The organism is Rhodococcus sp. MALMAid1271 (assembly GCF_049195265.1).
Classification (GTDB): Bacteria; Actinomycetota; Actinomycetes; order Mycobacteriales; family Mycobacteriaceae; genus Rhodococcoides.
This window is the reverse complement of sequence record NZ_JBMIRQ010000128.1, coordinates 101,301-119,113: the sequence shown is the minus strand read 5'-3', so window position 1 is coordinate 119,113 and position 17,813 is coordinate 101,301. Positions and strand designations below refer to the sequence as shown.

Below are 17,813 nucleotides of genomic sequence, written 5' to 3'. Positions count from 1 at the left end.
CTCAACATCGACGCCAGCGTGCACTCGACCGCGCGTACGTCAACCACCCCGAACGCTATCGGTCGCGACCGACAGCCCCCGACCTCCCCGGACCCACCGGGATCAACACCAATCTGTCTCAGACAGGTTGACAACTTCCGTCTATGAGTTGAACTCGGGAGCGCGGTTGGGAAAAAGGGTGTGAGGTCCCGAATTCGAACCCTTCAGCGATTCACGAACCCCGCACCACACCGAACGCAGGCTTGTGGCTGAAGTCGAAGCGCAACAGTCCGTAGTTCTGTTCCGCATCGGCGGGGTCGAGGCCCGAGTCACGCAGGGAGTGCACGAACACCGGGCCGATGTAGGGCAGTGACGACGCCTTGCTCAGGCTGGAGCCGATGATGGCGGCCTGCGCGTCCTCGGTGACGGCCATCGGACTGTTGCCGGTGGGTGCACCGAGTTCGGTGATCCAGATCTTCTTACCGCCGTCGCCGTTGGCCATCATCGTGCCGTAGGCCTGATCCACCTGTGCCCATTGGCCGTTGGGATCGTTCTCCACAGTGAAGGGGAAGGTGTAGGGGTGCAGGGCGACGGCGTCCATGAAGCCGCCTGCTCCAGCTGCATACATCTGCTGCAAGAAGGTCACCGGTGCGACGGTCCAGGCACCGACGTTCATGGTCGTCGCCAAGCCTGCGCTGAGCACGGTGGCTCCGGGGTCGGCTTTGTGGATCGCGGGGTAGGCGGCGCGCAGCAGGCTCGTGTACCGGACGGCGTCGACGGGTGCGAAGAACGTCGGGATGTTCGGCTCGTTCCACACCTCGTAGCTGTCGACGCGATCGCCGAGATGGGCGGCGGCTGCTCCGGCGAACGTTCCGAAAGTCCCGGCATCCAGGGGAACAGCGCCCGGAAGTGGGGAGGCAATGCCGCCCTGTGCCCACCCCGGAGTTCCACCCAGCACAGCGAGTACCGAATAGCCCTGCGCCCTAGCGGCATTGATCACGCGATCGGTGTTGCCCCAGTCGAACACCCCCGGTGTCGTCTCGATGGCAGCCCAGTTGACGACCACCCGCACCCAGGAGGCACCGATCTCGCGTCCGGCACCGAGTTCGTTGTTCAGCGTGGCGTCGTCGAGTGTGAGGAACGCTGCGCCACCGGTGAACCCGAGTTCGTCCGTGGGCGATGCCTGGGCGATGGGTGCCGAGACGCCCAGTGCGATGGTGGCGGCCGCGGCGACGGTGAGCAAACGGGAGCGCAGGGTCATGGCGATCATCCTATGGTTTCGTCAGAGGAGCGCTGATCAGTGCTTCGACGGTTGTATGGGGTACGCGATCGTGCCAGCGCACGGAGTTCAGTTCGTAGATGCGGTTACCGGCCTTCACCGCGGCGGTGCGGTCGAGGAGGTAGCGGCGGCATTCGGCGACGAATTGTTCCTTGTCGTCGAACGTCGGTAGCTCGAAGATCGAGTCGAGCGACCCGACGGCTGCCGAGGTTCCGACCACCGGCAGGCCCTTGCTGGCGGCGTCGAGAATCTTCACGCGTACCCCGCCGCCGGTGGCGACGGGCGCGATCAGTGCGCGGCAGGTGCCGAGAAATTGCTGCAGGTCGTCGACGAAGCCCAGGTCTCGTACACCGGCAGGGTAGACCGGGTCCTTGGCTCCGGGAGCTTTCGCGCCGATGATGCACAGTTCGGCACCGTCGATGCCCGCGGAGATGGCAGGCCAATATTCCAGCGCGATCTTGAATGCTTCCTGGTTCGGTGGCCAGTCACGCGTACCCATGAACACCAGTCGCTTCGCGGTCTCGGTGAGGTCGAGCTGTGGTGCGGGTTCGAGAGTGAGGTCGATCCACCGGGCATCGCGAACACCGTTGTCTCGGTACATCTGTGCCTCGTCGGCGTCGTATGTTCCGACGGCGTCCGCCGCGAGTGCGACGCGAATCTCGTCGCGCAGGATGCGTGGAGCCTCGATGCGGCCGATCAACCCGCGGGTCACCTTCCACACCTGCGACTCGGTGTTGACGGTGTTGATCGCGAACGGTGACCCGAGTTTGGTCGAGCGCAGAAACGACTCGGCCATGTAACTGTGTTCGGCCACATACACATCCGAGGTGGACGCGTCGATGGCCTCGCGGAAGGCGTCGACGTCGTAGCGTCCGTGCACCACCGATCGAGTGGGTCGGATCGACTTCAGCAACAGCTGCGTATCGACCTTCGGCTTGGGGACGCGCACCACATCGGGGGTTTTCTCGGTCTCCTTCGACAGGCAGATCGAGCGGACCTCGAATGCCTCCCGGGCGAGTTGCATCATCAGGCGCGAGAGCGCGATGTCGCCGCCGTGTTCGGTCACGGGGTCCTTGGACAGCAGAAATGTTGCACGTCTCATTGCCGCACCTCTCCTTTCACCGAATCTTGTGTTGGCGCAGCGCGATACAGGGCGCGCATGAACCACACGAGCAGAACGGCGTCGGTGATCACCGACGCCACCGCGGCGCCGACGGCACCGAGCGGGAACAGGCACAGAACGAGCAGCATTTTCAGTGGAGCCAGCGTGGCTGCCGCCATCACTCGGGTGCGATCGCGGCGCTGCAGGTAGAGCACGGTGGTGAACACGTGGTTCATCACGCGCATCACCACGAACAACGACATCACCACCAGCGCACCGGCGATCTGCGGGGATGCAGGGGTGAAGAACAGCACCAGACCGGCCACCAGAAGAAGGGAGCCGGCGGCGCCGCCGAGTAGTGCAGTGTGCTTCAACGCCGGGCCTGCGCTCACCAGTCCGGATGCTGCACGCAGCTTTTCGTGGAACGTGTTGCCGAAGGCCTGGCCGATGAATGCCACTGCCCAGGCGGTCACTGCGGCCACGGAGTAGTAGCCGGCAATGGTGGAATCGGTGAGGAATCCGAGTAGCAGCACGTCGCCCTGGATGTAGACCGCGTTGGCGAGGTTCTCCGAGAACAGCATCGACATCTCGCGCCAGGATCCGGGCAGGCGCGGAGCCGCAACTCGGGTCTGCAATGCGGCCAGTACGGCGATGACGAAGTACGGAGCGGCATAGAGCAGGCTCGCCACCGTCAGTGACGGATCGGGAACGACGAACAGGTAGGCCGTCGCCAGCGCGATGGACGTCGCTTGCCGGCTCGTGTCCAAGCGTTGGGTGAGATCGGGGCGGCCGTCGCGCAGGGCGCGGCTCTTGTAGGCGTTGAACACCAACTCACCGCCGCCGACGACGAGGGCGAACCAGGCGATGTAGCTGACTTGCACCAGGCACAGTCCGCCGACGATCAGCGCGCTGCCGGCCAGGACGCGAGTGGTGCGTTCGCTCAGAAACTCTCGCTCGCTCACGCGGATGGAGCGCACAGTGAACGGATGATCGAGTGGGGCGGCGATGATGGCAGCGAGCGCAAACCCCATCGCGTATTGGCCGTAGTCACCGATCCCGAGTTTGGCGATCAGCGCGATGGTCCACAGCAGGCCGATGCCTCGTCCGCCGTAGGTCCACAGGGCCGCGATTCCGGCCTTGAGCATATTGCCGTTCATGTAGACCGCCGCATCATTTCGACCACACCGCCACGAAGCTCTCGGCCACCAGATCGGGTGAGTTGGCGCGTCGCAGCGTCTCCACCTCGCGTCGCAGTCGGGTCAGTGCGGCTCGATCGGTGACGAGGCCGGCAGTGGCGTCGGCGATCTCGTCGGTTCCTCCGCTGACTACCACTGCGCCGCCGTCGGTTTCGGACAGTGCGCCTTCTTCGAGGCAGACGACCGGGGTTTGGTAGGCGATGGCGCGGCTCACCGAACCGGATGCCGGGAACGCGTCCCCGTAGATGGATCGTTTGCCGTAGGGCACCACGAGTGCGCGGATGGAGGCGAAGAAGGCGTCCTCGTCCGGGCCGTTCACTTCGCCGAGAATGTCCACTCCGTCGACCGGGTCGAGCAGTTCGGTTCCGCGGCCGGCGATGCGGATGGCGATGTCGCGGGGGAGTCGGTCTCTAAGCTGGCGAAGCTGATCGAATCCTTTTCCGCGATAGACGAATCCGAACATTCCGACGGCCATCGGCCGATCCTCGGCTGGGGTGATGTCGGGGCGTTCGGGGACGAAGTGCATCACGGCTTCTGCGGTCGCGGCCGGGTAACTGCGCTCGAGGGAGTCGGTACCGGAGCGGGTGAGAGCGAACAATGTTCGACGCCCGACCACCCAGCGTTCGAGCCGACGCCACGCCGCCCGAAGTGGGTAGTGCAGGCCGTGGTTGAGAACCTTGTTGCCGGCCAGGAACTTGGTGCGTGCCGGCCACCAGACGATGCCGGGTGGGTCGTGTACGGTCGCGGTCACCTGCGGGTTGCCGGTGAGCCGGGCAGTCGCCCAGAACGGCATCACCGAGCCACCGCTGAGTTCGCAGTGCACGATCACTCGTTCCGGATCGACGTCCACCAGATCCTGAATTGCTCTGCGGTGCCGGACGATATCGCGTATCGAGTGCGACCCGGGGCCGTCGTGGCGGTACTCGATCACCTCGGCGAAGTGCGGCCGAACGGCGGCGGCGAAGTCGTCGGCATAATCGCCTACACCGCCCTCACCGGATCGGGGGGCGATGTAGACGAGTCGGCAGTCGCGCAGGATCATCAGTAGAAGAGCGGCCGATACTTCGGACGGTAGGCCAGTGCCGCGGGGTCTCGCATGGCACGGACCTTGGCGGGCACTCCGGCGACCACTTCGAGTTCGCCGACATCTCCGCGCACCATCGAGCATCCGCCGACGACGGCACCGCGGCCGAGGGTGACCCCGCTGAGAAGGGTACTGCGACTGGCGATCCACACGTAGTCGCCGATGACGCAGGGTTCGAGGATGGGGGTGAACTCCGGGGAGTTGTGATCGTGGTAGCCGCCGATGATGTGGGTGTCGCTGGCGATGACGACGTTGCTACCGATGGTGATGCCTCCGCGGGCGTCGAGCATGCAGCGGAATCCGATGGAGCAGGCGTCGCCGATGGTGAGTCCCTCTGGATCGAGGATGGTGGTGCCACGGAAGATCGAGACGTCCTTGCCGATCGTCGCGCCGAACGCGCGCAGGAAGGTCTGCCGAATCCAATGCGAGGGAATGTAGGTGACGATCATGTTGAAGCCGAGTGTGCCGACGCGGTTGCGCAGCTTCCGCTTGAACGTGATGTCCTGCATCTTGTAGTCGGACACGTCGTAGAGCTCGGGCTTGGAGTCGCCCACCGGCTTTTCCACCGCAGTCATGCTGCCATCTCCTCGGTCATGTCGAATTCGACCATCGCCTCGACGATGCGATCGAAATCCTTGGTCGGTGCCCAGCCCAGGAGATCCCGGGCCTTGGTCGCGTCGCCGACCATTCTTGCCGAGTCGGTGGGCCTGAGCATCTCGGAATCCGTGCGAACGTAGTCGCGCCAGTTATCGATACCCACGGCGGCGAACGCAGCGGCCACGAAGTCCGCGACGCTGTGAGCCTGGCCGGTGGCGACGACGAAATCCTCGCCCTTGCCGTAGTCGGCCATCGCCGCCATCGCATCCACGTAGTCCGGTGCCCAGCCCCAGTCGCGTACCGAGGTGAGGTTTCCGAGTTCGAGGGCGTCGAGGGTGCCGCGGCTGATCGCGACGGCCGCCTTGGTGATCTTGCGCGTCACGAAGGTCTCCGGACGCCGGGGAGACTCGTGGTTGAACAGGACGGCATTGGTGGCTTCGAGTCCGCGAGCTCGATAGACCTGAACCATATTGTGACTCAGTGCCTTCGACACGCCGTACGGTGAGGTCGGCGCAATCTGGGTCTCCTCGTTCTGCAGAGACACTCCGGAGCCCGCGAAGATCTCGGCACTCGATGCGTTGACCACCACGATGCGTTTGCCCGATGCCTCCTGCTGAATGAAGCAGGCATCGAGAAGTGCCGCCGCCGAGAGCCCGTTGACCTGGGTGGTGAGCACCGGGTCGCACCAGGAGCGCCATACCGACGAGATACCTGCGAGATGAAAGACGTAATCGGGCTCTATCTCGCGAATCAGAACCTGCGCGACGCCAGGCTCGCTGATATCGACGCCGTGTTGTTGGACGTGGCCGTCGACCGAGCCGTCGTGTCCACCCGGTTTGGCTACACCGTGAAGGGCCCAGCCTCGTTCGAGCAGGAGCTCGGCGAGGTAGCCGCCGTCCTGTCCGGCAACTCCGGTGATCAGTGCGGTCGGGCGCTGCCCGGTGTTCATGCTATTGCAGCCGTGTCGGGTGACTGTTCGGCGAGATCGTTCTGCACCATCATCGAAACCAGCTCGGGAAAACTGACTTTCGGCTTCCAACCGAGTGCTGCGTGGGCCTTGGCGGAATCACCGACGAGCAGATCCACCTCGGCGGGCCGGAAGAAGCGGGGGTCGATCTTGACGTAGGGCTCCCAGTCGTCGATGTCAACTGCCGCGAAAGCATGATCGAGCAGCTCACGAATCGAATGGGTCTCGCCGGTGGAGATGACGTAGTCGTCGGCCTCGTCCTGCTGCAGCATCAGGTACATCGCTTCTACGTAATCGCCTGCGAAGCCCCAGTCGCGTTTGGCATCGAGGTTGCCCAGCGAAATCTCGCTCTGCAACCCCAGAGCAATTCGGGCGACGGCCTGGGAGACCTTGCGTGTGACGAATTCCGGTCCACGTCGCGGTGATTCATGGTTGAACAGAATGCCGGAGCTGGCGTGCATGCCGTAGGACTCGCGGTAGTTGATGGTCATGTAGTGCCCGTAGACCTTTGCGACCCCGTACGGCGAGCGGGGCCACAGCAGAGTCTCCTCGCGCTGGGGAACTTGCTGGACCTTGCCGAACATCTCCGAGCTCGAGGCTTGGTAGAAGCGCACCTGCTTGCCTGCCACCTGCTCGTAGAGCCGGGTGGACTCGAGCATGTTCAGCACGCCACCGCCGGTGACATCGGTGGTCAAGCGCGCATTCTCCCAGGAGTACGCCACGAACGAGACGGCCCCGAGGTTGTACACCTCGTCGGGGTCGGCGACGGCGAAGGCGCGCATCAGTGCCGACAGGTCGAGCAGGTCACCGTGTAACACCTCCACCTGGGGCAGCACCTGCTCGATCATGGCTGCTTTCGGATTGTTCTGTCCACGAAGGAGACCGAAGACCTTGTAACCCTTGCTCAGTAGCAGCTCGGCCAAGTAGAGGCCGTCCTGCCCGGTGATGCCGGTGATCAGTGCGCGCTTGGTCATCGCGACGCTGTCCTCTCGATACGTCCTGCATGAATGTCTGTTACTGCGGCGTACAACTCGGCAGCAAAGCGTTCTTCGCTGAACTGCTCCACATGGTTCTGGATCTTCGACGGTTCCCAGTGAGTTCGCTCCAGTGCGCCGACCGCTTCGCGGATCGAATCTGGTTGCGGCTGATCGAAATACACTCCGGTAACGCCCTCGTCGACGGTGTCGAGGAATCCGCCCCAGCGCAGTACGGCACTGGGTTTGCCGTGGTAACCCGCTTCGATGGGGGTCAATCCGTAATCTTCATAGCTCGCGGCGATCAAACCGTTACAGCCCTGGTAGAGCCAGGTGATTTGACCCGAAGTCAGATCGCTGAGCATGAGTACGTTGTCGGACTTGAGCTTTCGTAGTCGGTCGGCCTCGGGACCGCGGCCGACCACTATCAGCTTGCGATCGGTTCCGGCGAATGCAGCCATCACCTTGTCGACGTTCTTGTACGGCAGCAGACGCGAAATGCACAGGTAGTAACCGGAATCACCGAGCCACGCCTGAACCTCGGGTATCGGTTCCTCGGGGGCGGCCTCGACGGTGAACGGTGCAGGCAGCACGGTGGATGTGATGCCGTAGGCGTCGGTGATGCGCTGTTGCACCACGGTGGAGATGGCCAGATAGCGATCGGCCGACAAGGCGGCTCTGCGATCCCATATGCGTAGCGGATACGAAAGTACTGCGAGTGCAACGCGTTTGAGGAGACTTCGTGATTGCCCCAGGTACATCTGAGATTCGTACAACCATCGCGCGGGTGAATAGCAGTAGACGAGTGTGCGTCCGGACGTGCGGAAGCCGTGCGCCCAACCGCTGGTGCTGGTGAGCACGACGTCCGCGTCGATCTCGATCGAGGACGAGGCGAACGGTAGGAGCGGGAGCGCGGCGCGGTGGTTCTTGCGCAGAAATCCGATTCGGTTCAACGCGGATGGTCGGACGTCCAGGTTCGCGAACTCGGGAAACGTCGTGCTCGGCTCGAAGAGTGTGGTGTAGATGGGCGCGTCGGGGAAAGCTCGCGCCATGGCCAGCACGACCTTCTCGGCACCGCCGCGTTGGGTCAGGTAGTCATGCGCAATGGCTACGCGTACGCCGTCTTGACTCGTCATGTGTTCGCCCGGTGTTGGCATGCCGAAAGATGCTGTGGCAGATGACTATTGTTCTTCATGGGCTACCCATCGTCTCGAACCGCACTCGAATAGAGCTGTGGGGGCCATCTCGCACTCCGATTCGGCTCCAGGTGCTTCGGTGCACGTGGAGCGTCGACTACTCGGTGTCCCCCGACGAGACGTGCGAACGACTGACATGATCCTGCCACGAAAAGTCATTCATTCGCTGTATATGAATATCGCTTTCCACGAGAAATGGAAAGCCCAAAGTGAGGTTGTTCACAAGGCGAAGCACATTGGCGAAAAGTGGAAACTCGCCCTTTGCCGAGATTTAACGTAGCCGAAATGTTTGCTTCGAGAAACAGGCAGATTCGAACCGAAATCGGCGACGCGCACAATGGTTGAATCTCGAACAATGGCGAGTGAATTCAGCGGGTGACGGTGGCTCCGACCCAGGGAGTCCATGTGATGGCACCGTACTGAAATGTCACCCGCACGCCGCCGCCGTACTGCGGTATCTCGTCGCTGGTTGCCGGGCCGAGGGTGGGATCCCAGGCACTGAAGATGCCTCCGCCGATGTTGTGGGTGCCGCCGATCGCGGTGGAGAACACGCGAAGACCATAGGGGCTGTCGAAGTCCTGGTAGGTGCCGTTGAAGGGCGTCGTCGGGAGGAATCCCGTGTAGCGCACCGCCTCGGCGACTGCGGTGGGCACTCCCACGAACCCGTTCGGCATCTCGTACACCACCGCGTCCTGGCGGTACTGGGCCCAGGTGTCGCGGATGGGGAACACCGGGCCGAGGACGGATCCGAAGGTATCGGGTGCGGCGGCGAAACGGTTGTACTCGGCCGTTCGCGGAATATTGGTCTGCAGCAGGCTCATCAGTGCCCACAGTGCAGGCTTGGCCGACCAGTCGGTGCGGAGCAGGCCGAAGGTCATCTCCGGGTCGTTGCTGCCGGTCTGCTTGTCACGGAGCTGATAGAGAAAGATCGGCCCGGTGTAGGGCAGCTCGCGCCACTTGGTGACGAAGTCTGCGATCATCGCGCTCTGCTGGTCTTCCGAGGCCACAGCGGTCGGGACGCCGTACTCGGTGGCCCAGATCTGCTTGTTTCCGTCGCCGTTCGCCACCATGGACGCACGCATGTCCATCACTTGCCGGGCCGGTGAATGGTCGACGTACGGGCCCTCGGAGAACTTCAGTGAGTACTGGTAGGGGTGGTAGGACAGGGCGTCGAAGTATCCCGCGGCACCGGCCGCGTACATCTGTTCGAGGAAGTCGACGGGATTGACGATTCCCCAGGCCTGTTCGGCCGCGCCCAGGACGCCGCCGACCACGGTGGCGGACGGATCGGCGGCTTTGATCTTCGGGTACGCGGCCTCGAGCAGGTCGGTGTATCCGGCCGCGTCGGGTTGCGGTGCGTAGAACGTGGCCCCGTTCGGCTCGTTCCAGATTTCGTAATCGGCTACCTTGCCTGCGTACCTGGCCGCCACCTGCCCTGCGAAATCGCCGAACGCGGCGGGTGAGGCCGGACGGGTACTGATCGGTTGGCCAACCGGGGAGGTGGCCCATGGCGGGGTGTAGGCGATGATGCCCAGCATCGAGATGTTGGCCGCGTGCAGCTTGTTCACCACACGATCGACGTCCGTCCAGTTCAGATTGCCCTGGGTGTATTCGACGGTCGACCACGGAATGGCGATGCGCATGGATTTGACGCCCATCGCGGTCACGAATTGCACGGTGGTGTCCAGCTCGGCATCCGTCGCCCAGAGCAGACCGCCCCCATCGGAGATGCCGACACCGGGCGGGTTCGGGGCGGCTTCGGCGCGCGATAGTGCGCCGACGAGGTGATCGGGTGAGGTGACTATCGAGGTTGCGCCGACGGACAGGCCTGCAGCGACGATCAACACTGTTGCCGCCGAAAACATTGTGCGGAATCCACTGTGAATTCGAGCCATCTTCAATTCTCTCCACCAGGGGTCCGTACCGCCGTTCGACGGACCGGTGCGGGAATTGTTGCACTACAAACGAGTCTTTGTACAAATTGCAACAATCATTCCGATGGTTATGAAACTGCTGGTCGAGAACCTTCCGGCGAAAGCAAGTTTTCCGTTTTCGAAGCCGTCCCGTTGTCGTCGTCGAGCTTGGTTTCGGACGACTTTTCCCATGCGTAGACGAGAAATGCGTACATCACCGAAAACGCCATCGTGGTGGCGGGAATGGTCACCACGGGGAAGTCGAGTTGCAATGCGACCACGGCGAAACCGATCATCGCGCCGCCGTAGAAGCCGTACTCCCAGCGCTTGGCGCGCAGCAGTGTGTACCCCACGACGGCGATGACGACCAGCACCGCCACGAAGGCGATTCCGGCGACCAGGCCGCCGCGGTAGATGGTCAGCAGCGGGGTGTTGGCCACGTAGTTCACCTCGAAAGCGACCACGGGGTCTTTGAATTCCGGACGGCCCCAGCCCAGTCCGAACATCCAGTGCCCCTGCATATGGCCGGGAAATTCCACCAGCGCATCGCCGCGTGCGCTCGAGCCGGCATCTCCACTGCCGAACGACGAGAACACACGATTGCGCACGCTCGGTACGGCCAGAGCTCCGAAAAATGCTGCCGCGAATGCGCCGATCATGGCGAGTCGGTCGCGGGTGCGCAGTTGCTGGAACAGGAACATCAGCCCGAGGCCGAACACCACCGAGAACAACGCTGCCCGTGAGAGCGTCAGCACGATCGACAGGAACAGCAGTGCCGCAAGTGCTGTGCGGAGGTAGCCGCGGAGCAGCAGGATGCACAGCATCAGTGCCAACACGAATCCGATGCCGGCCGCGTTGGGGTCGATGTACGTTCCGGCCAGGCGAACGGTGGTAGCGCCGGTGGGGCTGTAGACGAATCGGGTGCTTTCCTCCTCGCTGCCGTAGCCGAATATCGACAGGTAGCGAATCAATTTCCCGGCGGGGTCGGCCACGAAGATGAGCAGGGCGAACGCGGCTGCGCCCGAGGCTGCGTAGACGTAGATCCGGCCGAACAGGGCCAGTTCGTCGCGCCGCATCCGCAACAGGCAGACCAGGACGAGAGTCGATATCAGCCATTGCCCGAACTCGACGTAATCGGCGATTGCGCCGCTGGTTGCAAACAACGACAATGCCGAAAGAACGATGAGCGCAATCATCGGCAATTCAGGCCATGTGATGTAGCTCACTGCTGTGCGGTGGATCACGGTGGCGAGAACGACCGCAATGCCCAACGCGAAAACCAACGGGGCGTGAACGCCGGGTACATAACCGAACGGCAGTGCCCCGAGTGAAAATGCAAGAGCGCGAGTCAGATACAGCGGATGACGTAGGCCGATGTACGCTCCCACGGCCAGCACGACGAGGGCGAACGCTCCCAGTTTCACTGGTGTTCCGCCCACGATCATTGCGAATGTAACGAAAACGGGAACAATCGCGATGGCTGCCGCACCCACTCGTTGCGTGATGCTCATAGCCTCTGATGTTGTCACGCTTTCACCCGCTCGCAACATCTACGTCGTGCCGAATCGTTCGCTGCGCTTTATTCTTTCCCCTTGACCGATGTCATTCGATAGGAGCACACGTGGAGATTCGAGAGTACGGACGGATTCTTCGCGCGGGTTGGTGGATCGTTGCGCTCGCAACGGTCATCGGCATCGCCGGAGGCTGGGCCTACACGTTCTTCACGACGCCGCAGTACCAGGCATGCGCCCGCTTGTTCGTCACCACCGAGGGTGGCAGCTCGGTCGGTGAGGCGTACCAGAACAATCTGTTCTCGCAGGAACGCGTGAACTCCTATGCCGGATTGGCAACCAGCACACAGGTTGCCCAGCGCGCGGTGGACCAGCTGCAGCTGGGTATGTCGGCGGACGAGCTGCGTTCGCGCATCACCGCGACGCCCATCGACAAGACGGTGTTGCTCGATCTGTGTGCCACCGATCCCGATCCTGCGGTCGCGCAGGTGTTGACCAACGCGGTGGCGGGTCAGCTGACGCAGCTGGTACAGGAACTCGAAACCTCCCAGCGTGGCGGCAATCCGGCAGCCGGTGCCACCGTTGTGGATCAGGGCGACGTTGCGTCCTCACCCATCGGCATCGGTCTGACGACCGTCCTGGGATTGGGCGGTGCCATCGGGTTCGTCATCGGAATCGCACTTGCTCTGCTGCGCGGCCTGTTGGATCGCTCCATTCGGGATCGCACTCGGGCAGAGGATATTTCGGGTCGCTCAGTGCTGGGCGGACTCCCGATCGATGCCACGCGTCCGAAGTCGGCGGTGGCGTCGATGACGAAGATGGGTGAACCGCTACGCGCGCTGCGCACCAACATTCGTTTCCTCGGCGGCGGTACTCCACCTCGTGTCATCACCGTCACCAGTGCATCGGCGGCCGAAGGGCGTACCAGTACCGCAATCGATCTCTCTGCAGTTCTCGCCGAGGCGGGGCACAGCGTCCTTCTGGTCGGCGGCGATCTGCGCGACGCGGCTTTGGGCACTCGCCTTGGCATCGAGCAGAACAGCGGTCTGTCGACGGTGCTCTCCGGCGAGGACAGTGCCGAGGACGCCGTCCAGCGCGATGTCTTCGACGGGGTGTCGGTGCTTCCTTCGGGTCCGGTGCCCCCCAATCCCAGCGAGCTTCTCGGATCCGACCGCGCGCAGGAACTGCTCGAGGCTCTCCGCAGTGAGTACCGATACGTCATCGTCGATACCCCACCACTGCTCGAGGTCACCGACGGCGCGATCCTCACCGCGTTGGCCGACGGCACAGTGGTTCTCGCGCGTACCGGCCGCACCACGCGGGAGAAGTTGCGGCGTGCCATCAAGGTGCTCGACGGGGTCAGCGGGGTCGTGCTGGGCGTCGTCACCACCTTCGAGCCCTCGGCCCGACGCCTCCGCGGTGGCACATTCTCGCCGTCGGAGGTCTCCTCGGACGGTCCCACCACTGATACGGATTCTGCTCCTACTGCCGATTCGGCTGCGCCGGCCAGTTCCGTGGCAGTGAGGCCGACGCCGGCCAAGACCGACACTGCGAGTTCCTCGGCGAGCAGGGGATAGTTTCGATGTCAGGCAGGTTCGCGGCCGAGGTCGGCGTGGTGCTGATCGCCGCGGTGATGGCGGTCTCGTGCTCGCAGCAGCCGCCGATCGTTCTGCCTCCCGGCGCACCGACGGCTCCGGTCACGGCCGAGGCCCCTAGCCCGGAGCCGGCTCCTGCTTCGAATTTCGGCGGCAGTGCGCCTGGTTCACTGATATCCGCCGAGCCGATCGAGGACATCGCGGTCGACATCACCGAGCTCGGTGCCACCGCCACCCGCGTGGTGTATCGGTCGACTTCCGGGGTCACCGGTGAGCCGACGGAGGTCTCGGGAACCGTCGTCATCCCGGGTGGCACTGCGCCCGAGGGTGGTTGGCCGATCGTGTCCTACGGACACGGCACGACGGGTGTGCTCGAGGCATGCGGGCCGTCGCGGTATGCCAACTTGCTCGGTAGCGCACCGATCATCGCGGCGCTGGCGCTCAACGGCTTCGCCGTGACGATGACCGACTATCAAGGTTTGGGTCTTGCGGGTTCGTATCATCCGTATTTGGACTCGAAGACGTTCGGCTACAACATGATCGACGCAGTACGCGCTGCCCGCAACTTCATGCCCACGCTCAGTTCGCGATGGGCCGCATACGGCGTCTCGCTCGGCGGGATGGCAGCGTGGGCGGCAAGCGACCGCAACGCCGAATACGGCGACGGACTCGAGTTGGTGGGCACGGCCGCGATGGTGCCGGTATCGGATATGACGGGGCTCGCCGACGCAGCTGCGAACGAAACGATGACCCGCGCGCAGTACCCGTTGCTGATGTACGCGCTCCACACGCTGGCGATCTCGCATCCCGAGATGAATCTGGACGACTATCGGTCCGGTTTCGCCAAGGAGCGCTGGGACGATCTACTCGAATGTGTCCCGCCGGGTTCGCTGGAAGTGCCGGAACTGCAAACTCGGCTGCAAGCGTCGGATCTGAAGCCGGTGAGCCGAGAAGCAACCGACCGGTTGCGCGGCTACCTGTCGGAAATGGCCCTGCCGAAGCAACGTTCGACCACTCCGCTGTTGGTGATGTACGGCGGCGAGGACGAGCTGATTCTCGAGTCGTGGACCGAGAAGGCACTCCAGCGCGCCTGTGATTTCGGAGACGTGGTCGAGTACGAGCTGCATCCGGGCGAGGGGCACGGCAATCTGGACAGCAGTCGGTCGATGCCGTGGGTCAAGTCGATGTTCGCCGGGCAGCGCCCGGTCGACACGTGCGAGCTGAACCGATGATCGCTCCCACGGGTGTTCCGACTCTCAAGGATTACGGGCGCATTCTGTTGTCCGGCTGGGTGTTGATCCTCGTTGCGGGACTGCTGTCCGCGGCAGTGGCATGGCTGGCGACCTCGCTCGTCGAACCGTCCTATACGGCGGCGGCGCGGGTGTTCGTCACCGCGCCGGGATCTCCGTCGCCCAAGAACTCGCTGGACGGTAACCGGGGGTCGCTAGTGCGCGTCGAGTCCTATGTTCAGCTCGCCACCGGTGAGCAAGTGTTGCGACGGGTGATCGCCTCGCAGGATCTGCCGATCGAACCTGCCGAGCTGAAACAGGACATCACCGTGGTGCCGAGTCCTGGGTCTGCGCTGATCGAGATCACTGTGGTGAACTCCGATGCCGAGGTTGCTCGCGATGTGGCGAATTCTGTTGCAGTGAACCTGATCCAACTGGTGAGAGAGATCGATCTGGGGGCCGACGGGCCGGCGTCGGAGCTCACGCTCGTCGATGCGGCTACTACCCCCGGGTCCCCGACCGGTCCGGTGCGCACGAGCAATGCGCTGCTGGGAGCCTGCATGGGGGTCGTCCTTGCCAGTGTGTTGGTGCTCGCGAGGGGAATCTCGCGGGATTCGATCGACCACCGCGATCAGATCGAACAATTGCTCGAGCACAGCATGGGGGAGACGCGATGACCAATCGAAAAGGACTGCTGCGCAGAGGTATAACGGTCGGTGCGGCCGCTCTGGTACTGGTATCGGCGGGGTGCTCCTCCGACGATGCCGCGGTGGACCCCCGATCTGTCGCAGTTGGGCCCACGCTGGACGCCGATTACTCCGATGACGGCCCGGGCTCGCTCGAGAGTGCGGAGGAGTTGCTCACCATCGACCGACGCCTCAGCGGCATCTCGTCCATCGCCGCGCGGGTGGTGTATACCTCGACGTCCGGAGTCGACGGCTCGAGTCAACGAGTATCGGGCACCGTCTTTGCGCCGGAAGGTACTCCCCCCGAGGGCGGTTGGCCGATCATTGCATACGGTCACGGTACTACCGGTGTGCTCGAGGATTGCGGGCCGTCGACCGATCCGGAGCTGCTCGGCAGCTCCCAGATCGTTGCGGCTCTGGTGCGTTCGGGGCATGTGGTGGCAGTCTCCGACTATCAGGGTCTGGGCCTCGACGGCACCTATCATCCCTATCTCGATGCGCGCACCGTCGGCAACAATCTGATCGATTCGGTGCGTGCGGCCCGAAAGCTGGTGCCGAACACCTCGACCCGATGGGCTTCGTTCGGTGGCTCCCAGGGTGGTCAAGCTGCCTGGGCTGCAAACGAACTCGCGAGTTCGTACGGCGAGGGTCTCGACATGGTCGGCTCGGTGAGTCTGGTACCCGCGGCCGACATCACCGGTTTGGCCACGGCGGCAGCCGACGGAACCCTCACCGAGGACCAGAAGCCGCTGTTGCAGTGGGTTCTGGTCGGGCTGGCGAAATCGCATCCGGAGCTGGATCTCGACGACTACCGCCGGGGAGTGGTGAAGGAGCGGTGGGACGAGCTCTCGGCGTGTGGTGGTGTTCTCGCCGCAGACCGCACGGCTCTGGCTGCGCAGATCAGTGACGACGATCTGCGTCCGGCAACGCCGCAGGCAACCGCGGTCCTCGAGGGGTACCTACGGGAGATGAGTCTGCCGACAGGACCTGCGGCTGCACCGATGCTGATCGTCTACGGAGGCAAGGACACCTTGATCTCGCAAGCGTGGACCGATGCTGCCATCGCGGCGGGCTGCGCCGATGGAGACACCATCCAGTATGTGCTTCAACCGAATTCCGGTCACGCAGACATCGACGGTGCTGCTGCGTTCGGATGGCTCCAAGACCGATTCGCCGGCAACGAGGCCGTCAACTTCTGCCCAGCTCCAGCGCCGTGACCCTCAGAAGGTAGCCATGACCGCGACACCAGACAGCACCGCAGCAGCCGCAACTGCCCCGACGACTCCGGTGAGCAGCGAGTCGAAGCGGCCCGCTCGCATTCTCGGTCTCGATGGCCCCCGCGGATTCGCCTGCCTGTGTGTGCTCGCCGTTCATGTCGGTGGGCACTACTCACCGCAGACGGTGCTCACCTACAAGCTCGGGTTGCTGGGGCAGGGCCTGATCTTCTTCTTCGCACTGTCGGGATTTCTGATCTTTCTGCCGATGGTGCGAAAGTTGTTCGCAGGCAAGCCGATGCCGAACAACGTCAGCTACGCGGTCCATCGCCTGCTGCGTGTCTTTCCGGCGTATCTGTTCATCTTCCTGTTCGCGAACTTCGTGATGCGTGCGGTGTTCATGGAGAACGCGGCCGTGGCCGAGCGGCACTTCACCGACAACGGCCTCGGGATGCTCACCGATCCACTGACTCTGCTGGCCAATCTGACGCTGGTGCATTCCTATATTCCGAGCATGCTCCAAACCGGAATCAACCCGTCGTGGTCACTGTCGCTGGAGTTCGCGTTCTACATCGCACTGCCGCTGCTGACCGGTATCTCCTTCTACCTCCGGAAGCGCACGTCGATCTCGGCTCCGGTGCTGGCGATGATTCCCGTGGTGAGCATGTTCGTCATCGGGATCACCGGAAAGTTGTACACCGCGTCACTCGTGGGACCGTCGGGTATCACCGATCCGAAGTTGCTCGATTGGGGGCCCAACGAGATCGCGGTGCTCAGTCGTAGCTTCTGGTCGTTGGCAGACAACTTCACGTACGGAATGCTCGCGGCCGTGGTCTTCGTCGCGGTCGACACCGGGATGCTGAAAGGCGCGATCGCCACCAAGATGCGATGGTGGACGGCCATCGCGATGATCCCCACGGCGGCGATCTCGTTGAAGCTGATCGACGACAACTCGCGCTGGCAGAGTTCCACCGTTGCATTCGGCTCGGCCCTGCTCATCCTGTTCATCATCGTTCCACTGGCACGTGGGGAGAAATCGACCCTCGCCGAGCGAGCCGATTGGGCACCCCTGAGCTACGTCGGCACGATCTCGCTCAGTGTGTACCTGTGGCATTTCCCGATTCTGATCATGGTGGGGCGTTGGGGATGGATGGCGGACGACAGTCCGCTGGGGATGCTCCGAAACGTCATCGTCGTCACTGCGATCAGTCTCGTGTTCGGAACGGTGACGTATCGATTCATCGAAAAGCCCGCGTTGACCTACGCCCGTAGATTCAAGGCCGGCTGAGAG

Annotated in this window: 15 protein-coding genes; 5 read left to right on the top strand and 10 right to left on the bottom strand. The window is 63.4% G+C overall.

Annotated elements, in window-relative coordinates; genetic code table 11:
* Positions 1 to 211: 211 nt before the first annotated feature.
* The 10 genes from ACOQFP_RS25865 to ACOQFP_RS25820 all read right to left on the bottom strand — a co-directional run bounded on the left by ACOQFP_RS25865 (position 212) and on the right by ACOQFP_RS25820 (position 11,798).
* Positions 212 to 1,240, bottom strand: coding sequence for a hypothetical protein (locus ACOQFP_RS25865; RefSeq protein WP_421585935.1), 1,029 nt, complete (start codon positions 1,238 to 1,240; stop codon positions 212 to 214).
* 10 nt (positions 1,241 to 1,250) lie between these two features.
* Complete coding sequence (locus tag ACOQFP_RS25860) at positions 1,251 to 2,360, bottom strand: glycosyltransferase (RefSeq protein WP_421585934.1); 1,110 nt, start codon at positions 2,358 to 2,360, stop codon at positions 1,251 to 1,253.
* On the bottom strand, positions 2,357 to 3,517 hold the full coding sequence (locus ACOQFP_RS25855; RefSeq protein ID WP_421585933.1) for a lipopolysaccharide biosynthesis protein: 1,161 nt from the start codon (positions 3,515 to 3,517) through the stop codon (positions 2,357 to 2,359). Before ACOQFP_RS25855 ends, ACOQFP_RS25860 begins: the two co-directional genes overlap by 4 nt.
* Before the next feature lie 13 nt (positions 3,518 to 3,530).
* Positions 3,531 to 4,598, bottom strand: coding sequence for a glycosyltransferase (locus tag ACOQFP_RS25850; protein ID WP_421585932.1), 1,068 nt, complete (start codon positions 4,596 to 4,598; stop codon positions 3,531 to 3,533).
* A complete protein-coding gene (locus tag ACOQFP_RS25845) occupies positions 4,598 to 5,215 on the bottom strand; it encodes an acyltransferase (RefSeq protein ID WP_421585931.1) in 618 nt (205 codons plus the stop codon). Before ACOQFP_RS25845 ends, ACOQFP_RS25850 begins: the two co-directional genes overlap by 1 nt.
* The gene (locus ACOQFP_RS25840) at positions 5,212 to 6,186 is read right to left on the bottom strand and encodes a GDP-mannose 4,6-dehydratase (RefSeq protein ID WP_421585930.1); all 975 of its coding nucleotides are present in this window, start codon (positions 6,184 to 6,186) and stop codon (positions 5,212 to 5,214) included. Before ACOQFP_RS25840 ends, ACOQFP_RS25845 begins: the two co-directional genes overlap by 4 nt.
* The gene (locus ACOQFP_RS25835) at positions 6,183 to 7,178 is read right to left on the bottom strand and encodes a GDP-mannose 4,6-dehydratase (RefSeq protein WP_421585929.1); all 996 of its coding nucleotides are present in this window, start codon (positions 7,176 to 7,178) and stop codon (positions 6,183 to 6,185) included. Before ACOQFP_RS25835 ends, ACOQFP_RS25840 begins: the two co-directional genes overlap by 4 nt.
* On the bottom strand, positions 7,175 to 8,314 hold the full coding sequence (locus ACOQFP_RS25830; RefSeq protein WP_421585928.1) for a glycosyltransferase: 1,140 nt from the start codon (positions 8,312 to 8,314) through the stop codon (positions 7,175 to 7,177). The genes ACOQFP_RS25835 and ACOQFP_RS25830 overlap by 4 nt, the downstream gene beginning before the upstream one ends.
* A gap of 428 nt (positions 8,315 to 8,742) precedes the next feature.
* Positions 8,743 to 10,269, bottom strand: a complete 1,527-nt coding sequence (locus ACOQFP_RS25825; RefSeq protein WP_421585927.1) for a cellulase family glycosylhydrolase — start codon at positions 10,267 to 10,269, stop codon at positions 8,743 to 8,745.
* A gap of 107 nt (positions 10,270 to 10,376) precedes the next feature.
* Entirely contained in the window at positions 10,377 to 11,798 is a 1,422-nt protein-coding gene (locus ACOQFP_RS25820; protein ID WP_421585926.1) for an O-antigen ligase domain-containing protein, read from the bottom strand.
* A 110-nt stretch (positions 11,799 to 11,908) separates the two neighbouring features.
* On the opposite strand from ACOQFP_RS25820, the gene ACOQFP_RS25815 reads away from it, so the two are divergent.
* From ACOQFP_RS25815 to ACOQFP_RS25795, 5 genes are read left to right on the top strand one after another with little or no spacing between them, the layout of a single operon-like run.
* Positions 11,909 to 13,375: a polysaccharide biosynthesis tyrosine autokinase gene (locus ACOQFP_RS25815; protein ID WP_421585925.1), complete on the top strand. Its 1,467-nt coding sequence runs from the start codon at positions 11,909 to 11,911 to the stop codon at positions 13,373 to 13,375.
* A 5-nt stretch (positions 13,376 to 13,380) separates the two neighbouring features.
* A complete protein-coding gene (locus tag ACOQFP_RS25810) occupies positions 13,381 to 14,625 on the top strand; it encodes an alpha/beta hydrolase family protein (protein WP_421585924.1) in 1,245 nt (414 codons plus the stop codon).
* Positions 14,622 to 15,299, top strand: coding sequence for a YveK family protein (locus ACOQFP_RS25805; RefSeq protein WP_421585923.1), 678 nt, complete (start codon positions 14,622 to 14,624; stop codon positions 15,297 to 15,299). Before ACOQFP_RS25810 ends, ACOQFP_RS25805 begins: the two co-directional genes overlap by 4 nt.
* The gene (locus ACOQFP_RS25800) at positions 15,296 to 16,525 is read left to right on the top strand and encodes a lipase family protein (protein ID WP_421585922.1); all 1,230 of its coding nucleotides are present in this window, start codon (positions 15,296 to 15,298) and stop codon (positions 16,523 to 16,525) included. The genes ACOQFP_RS25805 and ACOQFP_RS25800 overlap by 4 nt, the downstream gene beginning before the upstream one ends.
* A gap of 16 nt (positions 16,526 to 16,541) precedes the next feature.
* Positions 16,542 to 17,810: an acyltransferase family protein gene (locus ACOQFP_RS25795; RefSeq protein ID WP_206489592.1), complete on the top strand. Its 1,269-nt coding sequence runs from the start codon at positions 16,542 to 16,544 to the stop codon at positions 17,808 to 17,810.
* Positions 17,811 to 17,813 lie beyond the last annotated feature (3 nt).